This window comes from Desulfitibacter sp. BRH_c19 (assembly GCA_001515945.1).
Taxonomy (GTDB): domain Bacteria; phylum Bacillota; class DSM-16504; order Desulfitibacterales; family Desulfitibacteraceae; genus Desulfitibacter.
Genome location: LOER01000010.1, coordinates 22,362 through 42,448, shown reverse-complemented (window position 1 = coordinate 42,448; position 20,087 = coordinate 22,362). Strand labels below are relative to the sequence as shown.

Annotated in this window: 20 protein-coding genes and 1 pseudogene; 20 read left to right on the top strand and 1 reads right to left on the bottom strand. The window is 36.6% G+C overall.

Annotated elements, in window-relative coordinates; all coding sequences use genetic code 11:
- Positions 1 to 315 precede the first annotated feature (315 nt).
- The 5 genes from APF76_02205 to APF76_02185 all read left to right on the top strand — a co-directional run bounded on the left by APF76_02205 (position 316) and on the right by APF76_02185 (position 5,594).
- Positions 316 to 2,610 carry a xanthine dehydrogenase gene (locus tag APF76_02205; GenBank protein KUO52953.1) on the top strand — a complete coding sequence of 765 codons (2,295 nt, stop codon included), beginning with the start codon at positions 316 to 318 and terminating at the stop codon, positions 2,608 to 2,610.
- Between the two features lie 15 nt (positions 2,611 to 2,625).
- Complete coding sequence (locus APF76_02200; GenBank protein KUO52952.1) at positions 2,626 to 3,504, top strand: xanthine dehydrogenase; 879 nt, start codon at positions 2,626 to 2,628, stop codon at positions 3,502 to 3,504.
- Entirely contained in the window at positions 3,504 to 3,968 is a 465-nt protein-coding gene (locus tag APF76_02195) for a xanthine dehydrogenase (GenBank protein KUO52951.1), read from the top strand. The genes APF76_02200 and APF76_02195 overlap by 1 nt, the downstream gene beginning before the upstream one ends.
- Before the next feature lie 345 nt (positions 3,969 to 4,313).
- Positions 4,314 to 4,769, top strand: a complete 456-nt coding sequence (locus APF76_02190; protein KUO52950.1) for a hypothetical protein — start codon at positions 4,314 to 4,316, stop codon at positions 4,767 to 4,769.
- 108 nt (positions 4,770 to 4,877) lie between these two features.
- Complete coding sequence (locus tag APF76_02185; protein KUO52949.1) at positions 4,878 to 5,594, top strand: hypothetical protein; 717 nt, start codon at positions 4,878 to 4,880, stop codon at positions 5,592 to 5,594.
- Between the two features lie 63 nt (positions 5,595 to 5,657).
- On the opposite strand, the gene APF76_02180 is transcribed toward APF76_02185, so the two are convergent.
- Positions 5,658 to 5,867 (bottom strand): hypothetical protein, encoded by a 210-nt coding sequence (locus APF76_02180; protein ID KUO52948.1) that lies wholly within the window; start codon positions 5,865 to 5,867, stop codon positions 5,658 to 5,660.
- A gap of 281 nt (positions 5,868 to 6,148) precedes the next feature.
- Here APF76_02180 and APF76_02175 point away from each other — a divergent pair, with 281 nt between their 5' ends.
- The 15 genes and pseudogenes from APF76_02175 to APF76_02105 all read left to right on the top strand — a co-directional run bounded on the left by APF76_02175 (position 6,149) and on the right by APF76_02105 (position 20,065).
- Positions 6,149 to 7,111 carry a selenide, water dikinase gene (locus APF76_02175; protein KUO52947.1) on the top strand — a complete coding sequence of 321 codons (963 nt, stop codon included), beginning with the start codon at positions 6,149 to 6,151 and terminating at the stop codon, positions 7,109 to 7,111.
- The gene (locus tag APF76_02170; GenBank protein KUO52946.1) at positions 7,111 to 7,686 is read left to right on the top strand and encodes a SirA family protein; all 576 of its coding nucleotides are present in this window, start codon (positions 7,111 to 7,113) and stop codon (positions 7,684 to 7,686) included. Before APF76_02175 ends, APF76_02170 begins: the two co-directional genes overlap by 1 nt.
- A gap of 12 nt (positions 7,687 to 7,698) precedes the next feature.
- A complete protein-coding gene (locus tag APF76_02165; protein ID KUO52945.1) occupies positions 7,699 to 8,610 on the top strand; it encodes a hypothetical protein in 912 nt (303 codons plus the stop codon).
- 4 nt (positions 8,611 to 8,614) lie between these two features.
- Entirely contained in the window at positions 8,615 to 8,830 is a 216-nt protein-coding gene (locus APF76_02160; protein KUO52944.1) for a hypothetical protein, read from the top strand.
- A gap of 74 nt (positions 8,831 to 8,904) precedes the next feature.
- Positions 8,905 to 10,320 (top strand): hypothetical protein, encoded by a 1,416-nt coding sequence (locus APF76_02155; GenBank protein ID KUO52943.1) that lies wholly within the window; start codon positions 8,905 to 8,907, stop codon positions 10,318 to 10,320.
- Between the two features lie 156 nt (positions 10,321 to 10,476).
- Positions 10,477 to 10,761: pseudogene (locus tag APF76_02150) on the top strand.
- A 105-nt stretch (positions 10,762 to 10,866) separates the two neighbouring features.
- Positions 10,867 to 11,265, top strand: coding sequence for a single-stranded DNA-binding protein (locus tag APF76_02145; GenBank protein KUO52942.1), 399 nt, complete (start codon positions 10,867 to 10,869; stop codon positions 11,263 to 11,265).
- 17 nt (positions 11,266 to 11,282) lie between these two features.
- Entirely contained in the window at positions 11,283 to 11,510 is a 228-nt protein-coding gene (locus APF76_02140) for a 30S ribosomal protein S18 (GenBank protein KUO52941.1), read from the top strand.
- 215 nt (positions 11,511 to 11,725) lie between these two features.
- Positions 11,726 to 12,724, top strand: coding sequence for a hypothetical protein (locus APF76_02135; GenBank protein KUO52940.1), 999 nt, complete (start codon positions 11,726 to 11,728; stop codon positions 12,722 to 12,724).
- Between the two features lie 15 nt (positions 12,725 to 12,739).
- Positions 12,740 to 13,189 (top strand): 50S ribosomal protein L9, encoded by a 450-nt coding sequence (locus tag APF76_02130; GenBank protein KUO52939.1) that lies wholly within the window; start codon positions 12,740 to 12,742, stop codon positions 13,187 to 13,189.
- A 61-nt stretch (positions 13,190 to 13,250) separates the two neighbouring features.
- Entirely contained in the window at positions 13,251 to 15,170 is a 1,920-nt protein-coding gene (locus tag APF76_02125; GenBank protein ID KUO52954.1) for an anti-sigma factor, read from the top strand.
- 22 nt (positions 15,171 to 15,192) lie between these two features.
- Positions 15,193 to 16,530, top strand: a complete 1,338-nt coding sequence (locus APF76_02120; GenBank protein ID KUO52938.1) for a replicative DNA helicase — start codon at positions 15,193 to 15,195, stop codon at positions 16,528 to 16,530.
- A 391-nt stretch (positions 16,531 to 16,921) separates the two neighbouring features.
- A complete protein-coding gene (locus APF76_02115) occupies positions 16,922 to 18,631 on the top strand; it encodes a hypothetical protein (GenBank protein ID KUO52937.1) in 1,710 nt (569 codons plus the stop codon).
- Between the two features lie 38 nt (positions 18,632 to 18,669).
- Entirely contained in the window at positions 18,670 to 19,608 is a 939-nt protein-coding gene (locus APF76_02110) for a hypothetical protein (protein ID KUO52936.1), read from the top strand.
- Positions 19,609 to 19,621: 13 nt separating this feature from the next.
- Positions 19,622 to 20,065, top strand: coding sequence for a hypothetical protein (locus APF76_02105; protein ID KUO52935.1), 444 nt, complete (start codon positions 19,622 to 19,624; stop codon positions 20,063 to 20,065).
- Positions 20,066 to 20,087 lie beyond the last annotated feature (22 nt).

Here is a 20,087-nt window from a genome sequence, read left to right as displayed (position 1 = left end):
CTAGAACTACTGGCGGCTTTGCACTGGTATTTCTACGCATTGCAAAAGACACAATGCTAGAACTACTGGCGGCTTTGCACTGGTATTTCTACGCATTGCAAAAGACACAATGCTAGAACTACTGGCGGCTTTGCACTGGTATTTCTACGCATTGCAAAAGACACAATGCTAGAACTACTGGCGGCTTTGCACTGGTATTTCTACGCATTGCAAAAGACACAATGCTAGAACTACTGGCGCAAGCCAAGTTTTGTTTTATCATCTGGTTTGATCTAACTGATAATTAAGATCTTATTTCAATTTAGGGGGAGAATAATGTTAAATGTTGGAAATAGCATTAAAAGAATTGATGCCATTGCTAAGGTACGCGGTCAAGCTAAATATGTTGATGATCTCGTTTTAAAAGAGGTTTTAGTGGCTAAGGTGTTACGCAGTACTATTGCAAACGGGTGGGTTAAACGAATTGACGTCAGTAAAGCCAGAACTGTTCCAGGTGTTGAGGCCATAGTTACCTATGAGGATGTTCCCAGACACACTTTCCCTACAGCGGGCCACCCCTACTCTAAAGATCCCAATCATCAGGATGTGGCAGATAGAAACCTGCTTTCTAGGAGAGTACGTTTTTATGGTGATGAAATAGCCGCAGTTGTAGCAGTAGATGAATTAACTGCAGAACAAGCATTGAGACTGATTGAAGTGGAATATGAAGAGTATGAACCAATTTTGACAGCAGAAGATGCTCTCAAGGAAGGTGCTGTTGAAATACATCAAGGGACAAAAAATATTATTAAAAATACCGGGTATGAATTAGGTGATCTAGAAGCAGCTTATGCAGAAGCAGATTATGTTTTTGAAGACGAATTTAAGACCAGTACTGTGCAGCATTGTCATTTGGAAAACCATATTTCTTACGCTTACGTGGAAAGTGATGGACGTATTGTTATTAACACTTCTACCCAGATACCCCATATTGTAAGAAGAATAGTTGGGCAGGCACTAGATATTCCCTGGGGTAAGATTCGTGTGATTAAACCTTATGTGGGTGGTGGTTTTGGCAACAAACAAGACGCAGTACAGGAACCCCTCAATGCCTTCCTTTCACTTGTTGTACATGGACGTCCTGTTAAGCTGGAGTATTCCAGAGAGGAAGGCATGGTTGCGACCAGGGTTAGGCATGCTATAAATTTTAAAATTAAAACTGGTGTAAAAAAAGACGGCACCATAGTTGCTAGGGAACTTGAAGCAGTTTCTTTAAATGGAGGTTATGCTTCCCAAGGACATGGAGTAGTATCTAATTCAGGGACAAAGTTTAGACATCTCTATTCTCAAGAGGCAATTAAATTTAATGCCACTACAGTATATACTACCATGCCTGTGGCAGGAGCCATGAGAGGTTATGGAATTCCTCAGGTTAAATTTGCTCTTGAATCTCACATGGAAGATGTAGCCATATCACTTGGTCTGGACCCTATAGAGTTTCGCAAAAAAAATCTTGTGCAGGAAGGGTATGTGGATCCTCTTACAAATATCCGGGCTGGAAGCTGCAAGATTAGGGAATGTATTGCAAAGGGTAAAGAACTCATCCGTTGGGATGAAAAGAAGGATAAACAAAAAGGTGAAAAACCATTAGAAAAAGGATCGAAACGACGCGGTCTTGGTATGGCCTGTTTCAGCTATGGTTCTGGTACTCATCCCATAGGATTGGAAGTAGCAGGTGCACGGATAGTCTTAAACCAGGATGGTTCCATACAGCTGCAGATAGGTGCTACTGAAATTGGACAGGGTAGCGATACAGCTTTAGGTCAAATTGCTACTGAAGCTATTGGCATTCCAATGGATATGGTTCATGTTATTTCTACTCAGGATACAGATATTACTCCATTTGATACGGGATCTTATGCTTCGCGTCAGACATATATTTCAGGTATGGCCGTAAAAAAGGCAGCTGATGAGATCAAGACAAAGGTCTTGAATTATGCTTGGGGCATGACAGATATTCCAGCTGATTCCATGGACATAGTTAATGCCTGGATTGTCTACAAGCATAATGGTGAACAAATCATACCCCTTGCAGAAGTAGCTCTGGATTCTTATTATAACCAGGTCTTTTCAGCACCTATTACTGCTGATGTTTCCAACAATGCCAGGGTTAATGCGCTTTCCTTTGGCTGTACCTTTACTGAGGTAGAGGTGGACATTACCACAGGGAAAGTAGAAGTACTAGAAATCTATAATGTCCATGATGCCGGAAAAATAATTAACCCGCAGCTAGCAGAAGCCCAAATACATGGAGGCGTTAGCATGGGACTTGGGTATGCTCTCTCTGAGCAGTTGCTTTTCGATCCCAAAACTGGTAAACCTTTAAACAATAATCTCTTGGATTATAAATTACAGACAATCATGGATACACCTGAAATTGGTGCCAGCTTTGTAGAAAGCTATGAACCAACTGGCCCGTATGGAAGTAAGTCGGTAGGCGAGCCCCCTGCTATTAGTCCGGCTCCGGCGATTAGAAATGCAATTTACGATGCTACAGGTATTAAATGTAACCAATTACCCATGAACCCGCAAACCCTATTTAATAAATTTAAAGATGCAGGATTGATTTAGAAAGGATGTGATGACATGTACAATATTGTCAAATTTGAGGAGGCTCATTCCGTCAAGGAAGCTATTCAATTATTGCAGGAAAATCCTAAAGCACGCCTTATAGCTGGGGGCAGCGACGTGTTAATTAAAATTCACGGAGGGAAAATTGAAGATACTGAATTGATAAGTATTCATGGGATACCTGAACTTTCTGGTATTTCCTATGAAGCAGATGGTACCATTGTTATTGGGTCAGGTACTACTTTCAGCAAGATAGCTAATCATCCTCTAATTATAGAAAATGTACCTGTTTTAGGTGAAGCAGTAGAGATGGTAGGTGGCCCTCAGATTCGTAATATTGGTACCATCGGTGGGAATATTTGCAATGGTGTTACTTCTGCCGATAGTGCTTCTACTCTCTTTGCATTAGATGCTAGTTTAAGAATTCAAGGTGCCTCAGGCATCCGAATTATTGCTATTGAGGATTTTTATCAGGGTCCTGGCAAAGTAGATTTACAACATGATGAAATTCTAACAGCTGTGTTACTTTCCCAGGAAAACTACAGAGGTTTTGGAGGCCACTATATTAAGTACGCCATGCGTAATGCCATGGACATTGCTACTCTAGGATGTGCAGTTGTTTGTAAAATAAAAGATAAAATGTTGGTTGAAGATTTCAGGCTGGCCTTTGGAGTGGCTGCCCCTACTCCTGTTCGCTGCAGAAAGGCTGAAAAGTTGGCAATTGGAAAAACCTTTAGTGAGGAATTGCTAGATGAAATTAGCAAAGCAGCTGTCGCAGAGGTGAATCCGAGAACATCATGGCGTGCTTCCAAGGAATTTAGACTGCAATTGGTTGAAGAATTGAGCAAGAGAGCATTTAAAGAAGCCTTTATCAAAGCCGGGGGGGAGCTATAATGACTACTAAAAAAATTACTTTTAAAGTAAATAACAAGGAAGTGACTGTGGAGGTTGATGTACGTGAATCCTTGTTGGAAGTACTGCGTAATGAACTCAATTTAAAAGGCGTGAAAAAAGGTTGTTCTGTGGGTGAATGTGGTGCCTGCACGGTGCTTGTCAATGGGGAGGCAATTGATTCCTGTATTTACCTGGCTATATGGGCTGACGGTAAAGAGATAAAGACTATTGAAGGGGAAGAAACAGAGGGTAAATTGTCTAAATTACAGCAGGCTTTTGTAGATGAAGGTGCAGTACAGTGTGGTTTTTGTACTCCTGGATTTGTAATGTCTGCCAGAGCCCTTCTAGATAGTGGTAAAAAACTATCCAGAGAAGATATTAAGAAGGGCATGTCCGGTAACATGTGCCGATGTACAGGCTATCAAAATATAATCAAGGCCGTAGAAAAGAGTATAGAGGACTGAACCTCCTTTTTTGTTAATACGTAAATTGGGTTAAGCAATTAGCCCAATTTTTTTGTTTTTTACTATCAGAAACTTCAACTTTTGTCGGTAAATAGTATTCACAAAACTAAGGCTTCCATCTGCATTAAAGACTTGGAGCACTATAGTACTGGTATTTCTACGCATTGCAAAAGACACAATGCTAGAACCACTGGCGCAAGCCAAATTTTGTTTTAATTGCAGGGCCTATTCCCATTGTAGAAGCTTTCTGAATAGGACTAAGCACCACTGCATATATTGTACAAAGCCTTAACCTAATTTTTAAAAAATTACTACACTAGGGCCATTAAGTAAAGGAGCGATATCATGAATGCAGCTACAGTATTAATGCTAGTTATTCTAATACTTGGAATAGTTGGAAGATCAAATGTAGTAGCCGCTGCCGCTGCTATTATGTTGCTCATACATTTTACAAATTTGCAAAGGTTGTTTCCAATCATAGAAAGACGTGGATTGGAGATGGGCTTGCTTTTTTTAATGTTATCAGTCCTTGTTCCATTTGCCGCTGGGAGAGTTCCCGTAAAAGAAATATTTAAGTGTTTTATCTCTATACCTGGTCTAATAGCTATTGTGAGTGGGGCTGTTGCAACATATATGAATGGCAAGGGATTGGATATGCTACAACATGCCCCCGGACTAATGATTGGGCTGGTAATTGGTGGTATTATTGGTATTGTTTTTTTTGGAGGTATTCCTGTTGGACCCCTTATGGCAGGAGGAATAGCTGCAATATTGATGCATTTCTACCAAATGTTCCGATAACATAGTATAATAGAAAAAACTGCTGGAATATTTAAGGATTGTGCATTATCTATTGAGAGATATATCCAATATTTTGTTACAGTTACCCTAATACTAGGAGGGGAGAAAGTGAATGTTTTTGATATTATTATAATTTTCATTGTGGTTTGGGGTTCCTATAAGGGATTTAAAAATGGGCTTATAAGAAGTCTAGGTGGTGTGTTTGGGTGGATAGCTAGCATACTAGTAGCTGTAAAATATAATCAAGCATTGGCAGGTTACTTGGACAAGCAGTTTGATGTGGTTGCTAGTTTTGGAGAAATTATAATTAAGGTTCTCCCGCTACCCAATTTTTCCTTTGAAGCAGAAAATATTAGTCAAGCTATAGTAAATGCTGGGGTCCAGGAAATGGCTCTGCCAGATTTTTTGAAAACAAGTTTAATTAAAAATATAGAGCAATTAATAGTTACCGGTAATTATTTTGATGTAAGCTTATCTGAAATAATAGCATATGGTTTGGCAGGAATGTTTCTTAAAGGCTTCAGCTTTCTTATTTTATTTGCAGTTACAGGAATTATAGTTAAATTAGCAGTTAATTTTTTATCTGGATTATTTGCTTTTACTCCCCTTGGACCAGTAAATAAATTGTCGGGTGCGGCTTTGGGATTTACAATTAATATAATAGTCTTAGCGATAATTTTTGGATTACTTTCACCCATGGTCATCCTTTCAGCTTCACAAAATGGTAGTATAGCAGGTATCATTGAATCCTCCTATGCGTTTTCTTATTTATTGGATTTATTTGTTCTAATAGGCAACTATATCTTTGGGTTAATAAGTATATAATGCATAGAAAAACTTGGCAATAGCCAAGTTTTTTCTAGATCGGCGCTACATTTGCTCTAATTCTTACAATAATAATGCCTTTGTTATTTCTTCGATTTTTTTCTTTATTTCCTCGGTTTCTTTTGCATACTCCTTATTAAGGTATCCTGGAACGTGTTGACTGGTGGTTTTGCCCAAAACATAATATCTTTCCGCTTCAACTTCTTCAAGAAGTTCTTTTTGCTCCTTAAGTTTTTGTTCAAGTTCTTCCTTAGATAGTTTTGTATAATCCATAAAAGACCTCCAGTACTAAGATATAGATTCAATCTCGTATATCTTTTAGTTTAACAAAACTTTAGTTATTGATAAAGTACATGAATGAACAAAATTATTTAGTTGTTTTAATAGGCCTAGAAATGGTATCCGCTGGCAAAACTATTAAAAAACGTGTAATATATAATTAAATACTAGATAAAGGGAGGTGTTAGGGCATGAAGGCTAACAAAATACGTTTAACAGAAATGGTTAGGGCAGCTGGATGAGCAGCTAAAGTCGGTCCTCAAGTACTCTCTCAAATTCTTGGGAGATTACCGAAAATTGAGGACCCAAACCTGCTGGTCAGCGGGGAAAAACTGGATGATGCTGGTGTCTATAAAATTAATGAAACTACTGCCCTAGTCCAAACACTTGATTTTTTTACTCCCATGGTAGATGATCCTTACCTATTTGGGCAAATTGCTGCTGTCAATTCCCTCAATGACGTTTATGCAATGGGTGCTAAACCATTGACAGTTATGAATATAGTTTGCTTTCCCAACTTTTTGGATATTCAAGTATTAGGTGATATTCTCGAAGGAGGGTGTTCTAAAATACAAGAAGCTGGAGCAGTTCTTGTTGGAGGTCATACCGTTGAGGATAATGAACCTAAATATGGACTTTCTGTAACCGCTCTTATAGACCCTAATAAGATTATTTCCAATGCAGGTGTAAAACCTGGCCAGACCATTGTTTTAACAAAACCCATAGGTACAGGTATCATAAGTACTGGAATCAAAGGAAATGTTGCTGATGAAAAATCCATTAAAAAGGCTATCCAAGTAATGACTGCCTTAAATGATAAGGCCTGTCAAGTAATGATAGAAGTGGGAGCTACTGCTTGTACTGACGTAACAGGGTTTGGTTTACTTGGCCATATGATTGAAATGGCAGAGGCTAGTAATGTTACCATTGAAGTTGAATTATCATTAGTACCCATAATTGATGGAGTAATTGATTTAGCAAAAATGGGTATTGTTCCAGCTGGGGCACGAGAGAATTTAAAATATATAGAGTCCAAAGTAAAATGGAGTAAAAATGTGAATGAGGTATACAGGGATATTCTAGCTGATCCCCAAACAGCTGGGGGCCTTTTGATTGCTGTAGATTCTCATAGATCAAGGGACTTAATTAGTGGATTGCAAGCAGCAGGGGTAGAAGGCTATATAATAGGCCAGGCACTAGAATTCACCGGAAAATACATAACTGTGGAGGGAAAATAATGGATAATTTGGTAGATGCGAGGGGTATGGGTTGCCCTAAGCCAGTAATATGCACTAAAAAGGCTTTAGAAGAAATAAAGTCTGGTGTTTTAACAACTATTGTAGATAATGATATAGCTAAAGATAATGTAATAAGACTTGCCAATAGTTTTGATTATCCGGTTGAGGTTGAAAAGAAAGAAGATAATTATTATATCAGGATAAAAAAAGAAAATGTTATGCTTGAAGAAATAGATTCTGGCAGAGACATCGCGGTATTAGTTTCGTCTCAGTATATAGGTAAAGGCAATGATGAGTTAGGAAGAGTACTTGCAAAAAGCTTCTTCTTTACGTTAACTGAGACATATCCACTACCTAAAACAATAATATTTATTAATAGCGCAATCATTCTGACCTGTGAAGGCTCCCACGTATTAGAGGAAATAATACAATTAGAGAAACAGGGAGTAGAAATACTTTCCTGTGGAACTTGTCTAGATTATTACCAGGTAAAAGATAAGCTTTGTGTAGGAAGTATTTCTAATATGTATACCATTGTAGAAAAAATGTATAATAACAAATTAATTAGTGTATAAACAGGTGAGTTAATGAGAAATTTTTTAGGTAGTCTAAAAAATAAAATCAAAAATGCAAAGGTAGATAAGCTTATTAGAAATTTCTTATCAATGGAGCAACAAATTTCCCCATGGGTTATTAATTCCTTACAAGAGCTTTCTGAAGAAGAGGTAACTTATGTTTTAAAGGAAGTATATCCAAATTTAGAGTCCTACCTACAGAAACAATTACTTGTTGTGTTAGAAGATATAGGTTATATGAAGATGATCTATAACAAGTTAAATAAAGGAAGCGAAAAAGAAATTCTTTTTTCATTAGATTTATTAGGACTTTTAAAACCATTTAAAGCTTTAGATTTTATTTTTAAAAGGCTAGCTGATAACAGAGAGTCTATTCGGTTTGAGGCTGCACATACCTTAATTTTATATAAAAACAAAAAAGTAGTTGAATTGACTGTAAAAGAGCTGAAAGAAGATAGCTCTTGTTTACCTGCTAGACTAGCGCAGATCCTTGTTGGATATGGATCCATTGCTGCTTTAGAATTAATCAATAATATAAACAACCCAAAATTGAGCAATGTAGTTATTATAGAAATTCTTGGACTTCTGGAATTTGAAAAAGCCAACGATATAACAAATGACATAATAAATTATAAAATAAATGGGGAAATGTTGAAATGCTTAGATTCGCCAAACATTGAAACTAGAGTGGCAGCTTTAAAATATTTGGCAGGAAAAAAAGATATTAGTTTTAAAAACGTTTTTGAAAAGGCAATTTCTGGGTCATCTGATCAGATTAAACAACAAATGTATAAAAGCTTAAAAAATTTAGGAACAAAGGAAGCTATGGATGTAGTAATGAATAATCCAGTAATCATTGATACTGTGGAACAGTCAGCTGTTGCGTATCCACGTAGGGTTATTTATCAAGGAAGGGAGAAATAATTCTATGAGTAAATACAAGATTTATCCATTTCAAGTAGGGGATGTTGTAAGGATGAAAAAAGTTCATCCATGTGGAAGTGATAAGTGGGAAGTGCTTAGAACAGGAGCTGACTTTAGAATTAAATGTCTTGGGTGTACAAGAAGTCTTATGATTTCAAGGCCCAAATTTGAGAAATCTGTGAAAGACATAGTTTCTAGCAAAAGCACAATTAATGAATGAAACTACTAAACCTCCTAAACGGAGGTTTCATAAGTTGCATAAGTTGGGGACATTGAAAGGAGGGTTTATCTTTAATGTTTTGGGATATGAAAGTTTTTTCAAAAGATCAAATTGAAGAACTACATTTTCAAACCATGGATTTGTTGAATGATCGTGGTATTGCTATTCACCATCAAGCAACAAAAGAATTGTTGGTTGAAAATGGTGCTGTGACTGGGAATGGGGACATAGTTAAGATTCCTAAAAATCTCATTGAAGAAATGATTAAATTAGCTCCAAGCTTCTTTGAAATTACAGCTCGCAAAAGAGTTAACAGCATTACTATTGGAAAAGGCGAAATAGTTATGGCTCCTACTGGAGGGCCAGTATTTGTTCATGACCATAAATTAGGAAGAAGAAAAGGAAAGTTAACTAATGTGGTAGATTTCTATAAATTAGCTCAGACTAGTGAACAGATACAAGCTGTATGTGCTGGTATATTAGATCCATCAGATATAAAGGAGGAATACAAGCACTTGGTCTTCATGAAAGAGTTGCTACAGCATTGTGATAAACCCCTTATGGGAATGTCTATGGGTACAAAAGTTTCCACACATTGTATTGAAATGGCAAAACTAGTAGTTGAACCGGCATCTGAAAAAGACAGCTTTATCTTTGGTGTTGTAAATGCTTTATCTCCAATGGCATGGGATGAGAGAATGCTTGAAGCTATTTGGGTTTACTCAAAAAATAATCAACCTGTAGTGGTGACCTGCTGTTCAATGGCTGGGTTTACATCTCCAACTAGTCTATGGGCAACTATACTCCAAAATAATGCAGAGATTATGACAGGTATTTTAGTGACTCAACTGGTTAACCCAGGAAGTCCTGTAGTATATGGAAACACCTCAACTATTACAGACATGAAAACAATGAACCTCTGTATAGGCGCTCCGGAATATGGTTTGCTTACTACTGCTTTTAAACAATTAGCCAATTATTATGGTATTCCATATAGAGGTGGTGGAGGGCTTACCGATAGTAAAGAGGTTGATATTCAAACAGGGATAGAAGCGACTACTAATTTATTATTTACTTTTGGAAATGGCGTGGATATTGTGCTACATGGTGTAGGTGTCATGGAGTCTTTCCTAACAATAAGCTTAGAAAAATGGATTTGGGATGAGGAGATTAGCGGTAGGATAAAAAGAATACTTCAAGGTATCAATATGGTTGATAGAAATGATGCTATTTCTCTTGCCAAAGATGTTGTGACTGGAGGTCATTATCTAGAGCACTCTGACACTTTGGCTAGGTATCGTACTGAGTTTTATACTCCAATGGTATCTGATAGAAGCAATTGGAGTACTTGGCAGGATAAGAAAAAAAATGCCATAGAAATTGCATGGGAAGAGGCTCAGCAGCGTATAAAGAATTTTGAACAACCAGAGTTGGAAGAATATAAGATGGTTTCTTTACAAAACTACCTTAAAGACAAACTTCCTTCATAAGTAAATAAGTGAACGGATATTATACAAGTAATTAGAAAATTAGAAGTTATTATTCAACAAGCTTGTGTTAGAAGGTGCCTTGTGCTATAATTTTTATGGTATTCCCTGCTCCATTTTAGAAATGGGGCCATAGACCATAGGGAGGAGGTGTTAATAGTGCGTAATTATGAATGTATGTATATTTTACATCCTGAACTGTCAGAAGAAGAGACTACTCAGAATATAGAAAGATTTAAAAACATAATTGTTGATCAGGGCGGGGTTGTAGAAAAAGTGGACTTGTGGGGCAAAAGAAGATTGGCCTACGAGGTAAAGAAAATAAAAGATGGATACTACGTACTACTTCTATTCCAGAGTGAGCCTGCAGCGGCTCAGGAATTAGAAAGAGTATTTAAGATAACTGAGAATGTTATTCGTTATCTAATTGTCCGATTAGAAGACACAAAAGTTGTAGAAGATATAAAAGTTGTAGAAGATACAAAAGTTGTGGAAGACACAAAAGTTGTGGAAGAGGATAAAGGGTAATTCATTTGGGGGGTGTCTTGGTTGCTTAATAAAGTAATTCTCATTGGGAGATTAACTCGTGATCCAGAATTAAGATATACAGGCTCAGGTATACCTGTCGCTAATTTTTCTCTTGCCGTTGACAGACCTTTTGCTAATAAGCAAGGAGAAAGAGAAACGGATTTCATCAGAATAGTAGTTTGGCGTAAGCTAGCTGAAGTTTGTGCAAAAAACCTTGGTAAAGGCAGGTTAGTAGCTGTTGACGGACGTATACAGATAAATAGCTACGAGGCACAAGATGGAAGCAAAAGGCAGGCTACAGATGTTGTAGCAGAGAATGTACGATTCTTGGATTGGCCAAAGGATAAAGTAGGAGCATCCAATGACACAAATTTCGGAGAAGAACTTGGAATACCAGATGATAGTGAGTTTCCATTCTAATATAAAGGAGGCAAACCATGAAAAAAGATCGTAGGCGCTCACGGCGTAAGGTTTGCGGCTTCTGTGTTGATAAAGTAGAGCATATTGATTACAAAGATATAAACCGTTTACGTAGACATATAACAGAAAGAGGCAAAATTCTACCTAGAAGGATTTCTGGTAATTGTGCTCAACATCAACGACAGCTTACAGCTGCTATTAAAAGATCTAGACATATTGCATTACTACCATATACAATCGAATAAACAGGATTCTTTATTCAGGTGGAGTTAGCCATCGGATAAATGCAGTAGTATTACGGGGAGCAAAAACTTTGCTCCCTTTTATATAAGTTAAAGAGGCAGGAGGCATGATGCAGGATTCAGGATTTTCTCATGCTTCTTGTTTCTTGCATTTTATGCATTGCTAATGCAAAATCTATCAGAAACCAAGAAAGCTGTATATAGGAGCGTTGATTGACATGGATAGTCAAATGAAGTTAAAAAACTACATAGAAGGAGCTTTAATGGCTGCTTTAGCAGCAATGATTGCCTTAATTGGTTTTTACATTCCCCCATTTCAAGTTATAACAGTTTTTGTATGGCTTGTACCCATAATAGTTGTAGCTGTTCGGAGAGACTTTTATACTGGAATATTGGCCTTGATTACTTCTGCAATTTTGCTAATGATATTGGCTACTCCGTGGAGAGCATTTATTTTTATTGTTCAGTTTGCAGGTCTTGGTGTAGTTTTTAGTTATTATTTTAGTAAAAGGGCCGAATTTTCAAAAATAATAATGATGGGAACTATAGTAGTTGCTATTTCTACTGTAATATCTTTTCTATTGAGTTTTCTAATAATGGGATTTAGTATAGCTGATCTTACAGCTGCCTTTGAAGAAACTACTGATAGTGTTATTATAATGTATGAGAGTATGGGGGTTCTTGATAGACTTCAAGAACAAGGTCTAACTATAGAAGAAATACGAAATACTATCATGTCCATGTCAAACTTGTTAGTTAAATTAATACCTGCTACTATGGTGATATATGGGATGACTGTTGCATTTATAACCTATTTTATAACTAGAAAGGTTTTACAAAAGCTAACTATACAGGTTAGCCAGCTCCCAATGTTTCGCTACTGGCAGATACCATGGTATTTTATTTGGGGAGTAATAGTGGGTTTAGCCCTACTGTTGTATGGGGATTTTAGAAGTTGGGAAGTTGGTTCGATAATAGGCATGAATATTATGTATATGTATTTCCCTATACTTTTTATTCAAGGGTTATCAGTATTGGCCTTCTATTATAATAAATGGAAGATTTCCATCTTACTTAAAGTTCTTTTATTGGTTATAATTGTTTTAAACATTCCATTAACTTTAATGGTATTATTAATAACAGGATTGTTTGACCCCTTGTTTAACTATCGTAAAATAGGATACATGAAAGAAAAAAATAATAAGGAAAAAGGTTAGAAGGGTGTGTTGGAAATGAAGGTAATTCTAATTCAAGATGTTAAAAAGCTGGGAAACAAGGGAGACATAGTAAATGCAGCAGATGGATTTGCCCAAAATTTTTTGTTTCCAAAAAAATTAGCTATTGAAGCTACTCCACAAAACATTAAGAATCTAGAAACCATGAAATTAAAGCAGCAAAAGGAAAAAGAATTGGAAAAGGAAAAAGCAAAAGCCGTTGGTGACGACTTAAGCAAAACCCCCTTGGTTATAACCGCAAAAGCTGGTGAAAAGGGAAGACTATTTGGGTCCATTACAAGTATGGAAATTGCTTCTGTTATTAAGGAGCAACTTGGTAAAAAGATTGATAAAAGAAAAATAGATCTGCCAGAGCCAATAAAAAATCTTGGTGATTATCAGGTTAAAATCAAACTACATCCCGAAGTTCATAGGGAAATTAACATAACGGTAAAAGCAGCAGAATAAAGGGAAGGAGTTATTTATGCCTAGTATTCTTGAAGATGTAACAAAAGATTATGAAAAAGATATCAAACTACCATCACTTAAAAAAACAGGATATAAGATTGAAATAATTGATAGGATAACAGCCATCTTTACCATTTTATGTGATTTATATGGGACTGATAGGCTAGTCTTAAAAGCAAGCAAACTCAATGCTTTAGATTTGTTGAATTCAAATCATGTTGGTAAAAGGCTATTAGCTTTGCAAAAAATTGTTTTAGAGGATCCCACATTAGATGAAATTCCTGGGGCAAAAAAAGCAGAAAAAACCCTAGACACACTTGAAGAAGCAATAGCAGAACAGATTGCATTACGTTCTGTGGAAGAAGAATTAGAGCGAAAAATTGCTACTAAAATGTTAGAACGCCAAGAAGAGTATTATCAAGAAATAAAAATGCAGATTCTTAAAGAAAATCAAAATCCTGAAAATGCTCAGACATTAAAAAAACTGGCAGTTTTGGAAAAAATGGATTCTATAAGCCTTGCCAAATCTGCAATGGAAATGTTAAGGCCTAAGGAACTAGATGAAATTGTTGGTCAGGAGAAGCCAGTAAAGGCATTGATGTCAAAACTTTCATCTCCTTATCCACAGCATATTATACTATATGGACCTCCAGGAGTAGGAAAAACTACAGCGGCTAGAATTGCACTTGATGCTGCAAAGAAGTTAAAGAAATCTCCATTTGAAACGGATGCTTCATTTATTGAAGTAAATGGTGCAACATTAAGATGGGATCCAAGGGAAGTAACTAATCCATTACTTGGTTCCGTACATGACCCTATATACCAGGGTGCGCGTAAAGATTTGGCCGAAAGTGGAATTCCAGAACCTAAACTTGGTCTTGTAACAGAAGCTCATGGTGGAGTGTTATTTATCGATGAAATCGGAGAGTTAGATCCTATTTTACTAAATAAGCTGCTTAAGGTTCTTGAGGATAAGAGAGTTGAATTCGAGTCTTCTTATTATGATCCAAGTGATGATAGGATACCTCAGTATATTAAAAAAATATTTGATGAAGGTGCACCTGCTGATTTTGTTTTAATAAGTGCTACCACTAGAAGCCCGGATCAGATAAATCCTGCTATCAGGTCGAGGTGTGCAGAAATATTCTTTGAACCCCTGTCGCCTACTCATATAAAGCAGATAATAAATCAATCTTCCATGAGGCTAGGGATAGATTTACATCCAATGGTAGCAGAAATAATTAGTGAATATACTATAGAGGGCAGAAAAGCAAATAGTATCCTAGCTGATGCCTATGGTTTGGCTTTATATAAGTTACAAACCAAAAAGGGCAGGCCTCCTAAAAGAGTGTATATTACTGAAGAAGATATTTATGAGGTTATCCAAAGTTCAAGACTTGTCCCCTATGTTACATTAAAAGCTAATTCCAAACCTGCCATAGGTAAAGTATTTGGTTTAGGGGTTTCCGGTTTTGTTGGTTCAGTTCTAGAAATTGAAGCTGTTGTTTTTACTGCCAAGGACGAGGGAAAAGGTACCATAAGGTTTAATGATACCGCTGGGAGCATGGCGAAGGACTCTGTGTTTAATGCTGCTTCAGTAATTAGAAGGCTGACTGGAGAAGAGTTATTAAACTATGATGTGCATATAAATGTCATTGGTGGGGGAAATATTGATGGGCCTTCAGCTGGTTTAGCAATCTGTTTAGTATTGTTAAGCTGCATGCAGGAAGTTCCCCTTATGCAAAATATCGCTATTACTGGTGAAGTATCAGTACAAGGCAAGGTAAAACCTGTTGGGGGTATTTCAGAAAAGATTTATGGCGCAAAGCAAGCGGGAATGAAAAAGGTTTTAATTCCCAAAGAAAATGAAAGAGATTTTCCTGCAGACCTAAAGGGAATAGAAATTATTGTTGTATCTACAGTTGAAGAAGCTCTTGAAGAAATAATTGTTAAGGTTACCAAAGAAGAAAAGGTTTGCTAGACCAGGAGGCAAAGATATAGATATGAGTGTTCTTGAAGAGAGATTGCCACCACACAGTATTGAGGCAGAACAGGCAGTATTAGGTGCCCTAATGATTGACCCGGAAGCCATTTATTCAATAGGGGATATTCTAAAGCCTGAGGACTTTTATAGGCAGGCGCATAGGGTTATTTATCAGGTTATTCTTGAACTGGTTGAAAAAAATAAGCCTGTAGATATGCTTACTGTTGTTGAAGCACTCAGACAAAATAATAAAATAGAAGAGATAGGAGGAGCAACTTATATAGCTACGCTATCTTCATCTTCTCCTACTGCAGCCAATATAAATTTTTACGCCGGAATTATTGTAGAAAAAGGAATTATACGTTCATTAATTAGTGCTGCTTCTCAAATAGTGCATAAATCATATCACGGTGGTCTTGAGGTTACAGAACTTTTAGATGAGGCAGAGAAGTCCATATTTGAAATCGGGCAGAAAAAACACAAAGAAGGATTTAGTCACATCAAAGATATTCTTGTGGAGACCTTTGATCAAGTGGAGAAGCTCACCCATCACAAAGGTGACGTTACGGGCATAGCAACTTTTAAAGACTTGGACAAGCTGTTATCGGGATTACAACCAAGCGATTTAATCATTTGTGCCGCTAGGCCTGCAATGGGGAAAACTTCTTTTTGCATGAATATTGCTCAGAAAGTTGCTTGTGAGAGTAAAACGACTGTAGCAATATTTAGCTTGGAAATGTCAAAGGAACAGTTAGTTCAAAGGTTATGGGCGTCAGAGGCAATGGTGGATCAGCATAAGTTAAGAAGCGGCAACCTAAATGAGGACGACTGGAAAAGGCTAATTCAAGCTGCTGAAGGTATTGCAGATGCTCCCATATATCTTGATGATACCCCCTCTATTTCAGTTATGGAGGTTAGGGCAAAGGCAAGAAGACTAAAATCAGAAAGTGGTCTAGGTCTAATAATTATTGACTATTTACAATTAATGAGAGGGTCCCGTAGAACAGAAAATAGGCAGCAGGAAATCTCAGAGATATCGCGATCTCTGAAAAGTCTTGCGAAAGAGTTAAGTGTACCAGTTTTGGCACTTTCACAGTTAAGTAGAGCTGTAGAGCAAACGCACGATAAAAGACCTAACTTAAGTCATTTACGAGAATCAGGCGCATTAGAACAGGATAGTGATGTGGTTATGTTTATTCATAGACCAGATTACTTCGATCCTGAATCTGAAAGAAAAGGTATAGCAGAAATAATTTTAGCAAAACACAGACATGGTCCTACGGGAACAATAGAGCTTGTGTTTTTACCTGAATTTACTAAGTTTGTTGATTATGCAAAGGGTAGCCCGGAAGAGTAAAACAATATAGCCAAGAAGTGAACTCGTTCAGCCAAAGCTGAACATCGGGGAATCAGATGGAGACTCTACTCCACCTGATTTAGCCATATTGGGGACATTCCTGGTTCTACTCACAGGTGTGTCCCTTTCCTTAAAAGAAGTGGGGGTCTTAACCCATATAGAGTATTTTTGGATGAAGGTAAAGGCACGGTGCTTTTACCTTTTTTTAAGTTTATAAAAAAATCATAAAAAGTTCATAAATTTTAAACATTATATGCAACGACTAAATGATATTCTTAGGATAAATGGTATGTTAAAAAAAGAGTTTAATTTCAGATTATTATGGTATAATATGGAAATGGGTGAAACTTTTTTTGTATTTATAGAGTCTATTTAGTAAGGAGGAATAATCATGAAAAATTCAAACAAGTACATAATAATAATCTGCATCTCTTTAATATTACTTTTTGGTTGTTCACCTTCCAATATAGGACTTGTTGATTCTGAAGAAACCCCTAGTAAGGACCTAGGAAAAGACATAATTGTTGATAATGGTTTGGGATTAAATGGCCAAGATGATCAGGTTAAAGATGAACCTGATTTTAAAGATCCCCAGGAAGAGGTTAAAGATAAAGATAAGGATAATGCGGGTGAATATTCTCCGCCCGAGGGTTCTTTTGTACTAGGAGAATATTTTTCGCCAAATGAACTAAAAAGTATAACTCTTTTGGGATGGCATGATGTGCATAGTAATAATCTGCAGATAGATTATATTTATTGGGATTGGCATAATAAGAATAATAAAAAACTATTAACTTCATATAAAGAAAATACAAGAGACGATAATGCACCTATAACTTGGTTGGATAATAGCAGAGTATTAATTGAAGGTGTTAACTTGTATAACGAAGCTACTCAAAAGCTAAAAGAGCTTTTGCCTGATGAAGTCAGTTGGGTTATGTCTTATGAAGTTGACACAGAAAAGACTAAAGTTGCCATACTTGGTGAAAGTAATGATTATATGGGAGTTTGGCTAATTGACCTTGATACTGAATATATTCAAGAAGTATATTTATTTGATAAAGATTATTCAGGAGAGTTGGGACAGTTTAGGATTTCTTGGGGAGCTGATGAAACCATCTACTTTGACTCTGTAGATACAGGAGGTGTAGCTACAATATATAAGTATAAGATCAATGATCATGATCTTGTACCTGCATATGAAGACGCTAAACTAATTGATGTTGATAGGAAAACTGGTATAGTTAACTATTTGCATTTGGAGAGTAAAAAAAGCCAGGAGAAGGAAATAGCAGGTTCAGATATAGAGAAGGCGATTACTGAAGCAACCGCTGAATATTTGAATAAAATAGGATTTAAGGTTGGAAATGATCCAGGGGAAATATCGGTAATTGTTGATAGTATATTTGGAGATAAAGCAGTAGTGCTTTATGGGTTTTGGTCTTCTGAATTTTTGGGGGAGGTAGTATTAAAGAACGTTGATGAGGGTTGGTTGGTACAATTTGAAAGGCAAAGATATTATCTACCATATCAAGAGAGATTTACAGAAGCTAGTGATTTCTTAGCCGGAAAAGAAGGTATTCGTTATGGTGAAGAACATGGGAAAAGCATTGTAGGTACTCCGTATTGGAATGAAGAACTTATAGTATTCCTTGTTGGAAATTACGGAGAGCCTTGGCAATGGGAATACCATGTTAAATGGGAGAATAATTCTTGGAAAATTGATAACAAAATTCAATTAAAAGGTGATATGACTCAATGGTGGTCTTCGGATTCTCCAACTAATGTGGTAAATGAATTTTTAAAGGACTTTTTTAGAAGTAATTATTCCTCTGCATATGATAGAGTAGATTTTGGTAGTAAATCTCTAACTCTTGAAGATTTCAAAATAGAATTAAATGACCTGCAAACAAAAATGAATGCTATTGAGTTTGATTTAGGTGAAGTTCGTATTCAGCAAGAACAGGGATTGGCAAGTGTTCAGATCTGGTTTGTTGGTGAAAAAAACAATCAACACGAGATTTTCTATGGAAGATTGAATCTTATAAGAAATGAAGGCAACTGGAAAATTAGCTGGCCTCTAAATACACTCGGAATCTAGCTAAGGCGCCTAATCTAAAGAAAGAGAAAAGAGGAGTATTGGAATCCAAAATAGAAGTAGTAATAAGTATTCTTGCTGATGAAATAGTTGGAGGTCCAAAATTGAAGACAGCAGTTATAGTTAACCCTGTTGCAGGTAGAAGGAAATCATTTGAAAAATGGAAAGAGATTAGACAGAGGTTAATTGATAATCAATTAGATTTTGAGGTGTTCTTCACAAGTGCAAGAGGTATGGCGTCAAACTTAGCTAGAGAAATTCAAAAAGCAGGGTATTCAAGAATTCTAGTTGCCGGTGGTGATGGAACTTTACACGAAGTTATAAATGGACTTGATTTGCCTGGGGATATTGAAATAGGAGTTCTTCCAACAGGTACGGGTAATGATTTTGCAAGGGAGTTAGGAATTACATATGATAAGGATTTAGCTTTAAAATTAATGACAAAGGGTAGAATAAGAATCATCGATCTAGGAGAAGTAAACCAAAGGAAATTTATTAATATAGCTGGGGTAGGATTTGATGCTCAAGTAGCCCATGAAGTAAATTCTGGGTTCAAATTTGTTACTGGAACTGTAGCTTATCTTTTCGCTTTAGTAAAGGTCTTACTAACTTATAAATCATTACCAGTAGACATCTTCATTGAAAATACAAGACAAACAGAGGAAGTTCTTTTCTTGTCTGTAGCAAATGCTCCTTATATTGGCGGAGGAATGAAAATTGTTCCGCAGGCAAAAATAGATGATGGTTTTCTCCACATATGCTTAGCGAAAAAGGTAAGTAGAATGGATATTTTGAGAACTTTACCGAAGATTTATAAAGGAACCCATGTTAAGCACCCCAGAGTTGATACATTGATTACTAAGGAAATAAGAATTAGTTCAAATTCTCCATTAGTGTTGCATGCTGATGGAGAGATAATCGGTACTTTACCAGCTTATTTTAAAGTTCTTCCTAGTATCCTGCACTTATTAGTTCCCTGAAAGGATAATTACTGTGATATTAATAAGCGGTTGCTTGGTAGGGATAAATTGCAAGTATAATGGTGGTAATAACCTAAAGCCAGAGCTTTTAGAGCTTATGAATCAAGGTAAGGTTATTCCTATTTGTCCTGAACAATTAGGAGGCGCACCTACTCCCAGGATTCCTTGTGAGATCACGGGAGGAAGTGGTCTTGATGTCTTAAAGGGTCAGGCAAAGGTCATCAATGAATTGGGAGAAGATTTAACGGAACTGTTTCTTAAAGGAGCAGAAGAGGTCTTAAAAATTGCTTTAGATGCAAATGTCTCTCAAGCCATACTAAAGGAGAGAAGCCCATCATGTGGAGTGGCGCAAATCTATGATGGTTGTTTTACAGGAAAAACTATTAGTGGAATTGGAGTTACAGCAGCTTTATTAAGAGAAAATGGTATTAAACTTTGGACTGAGGAAAACTATTAGCCATCGGATAAATTAGGAACAT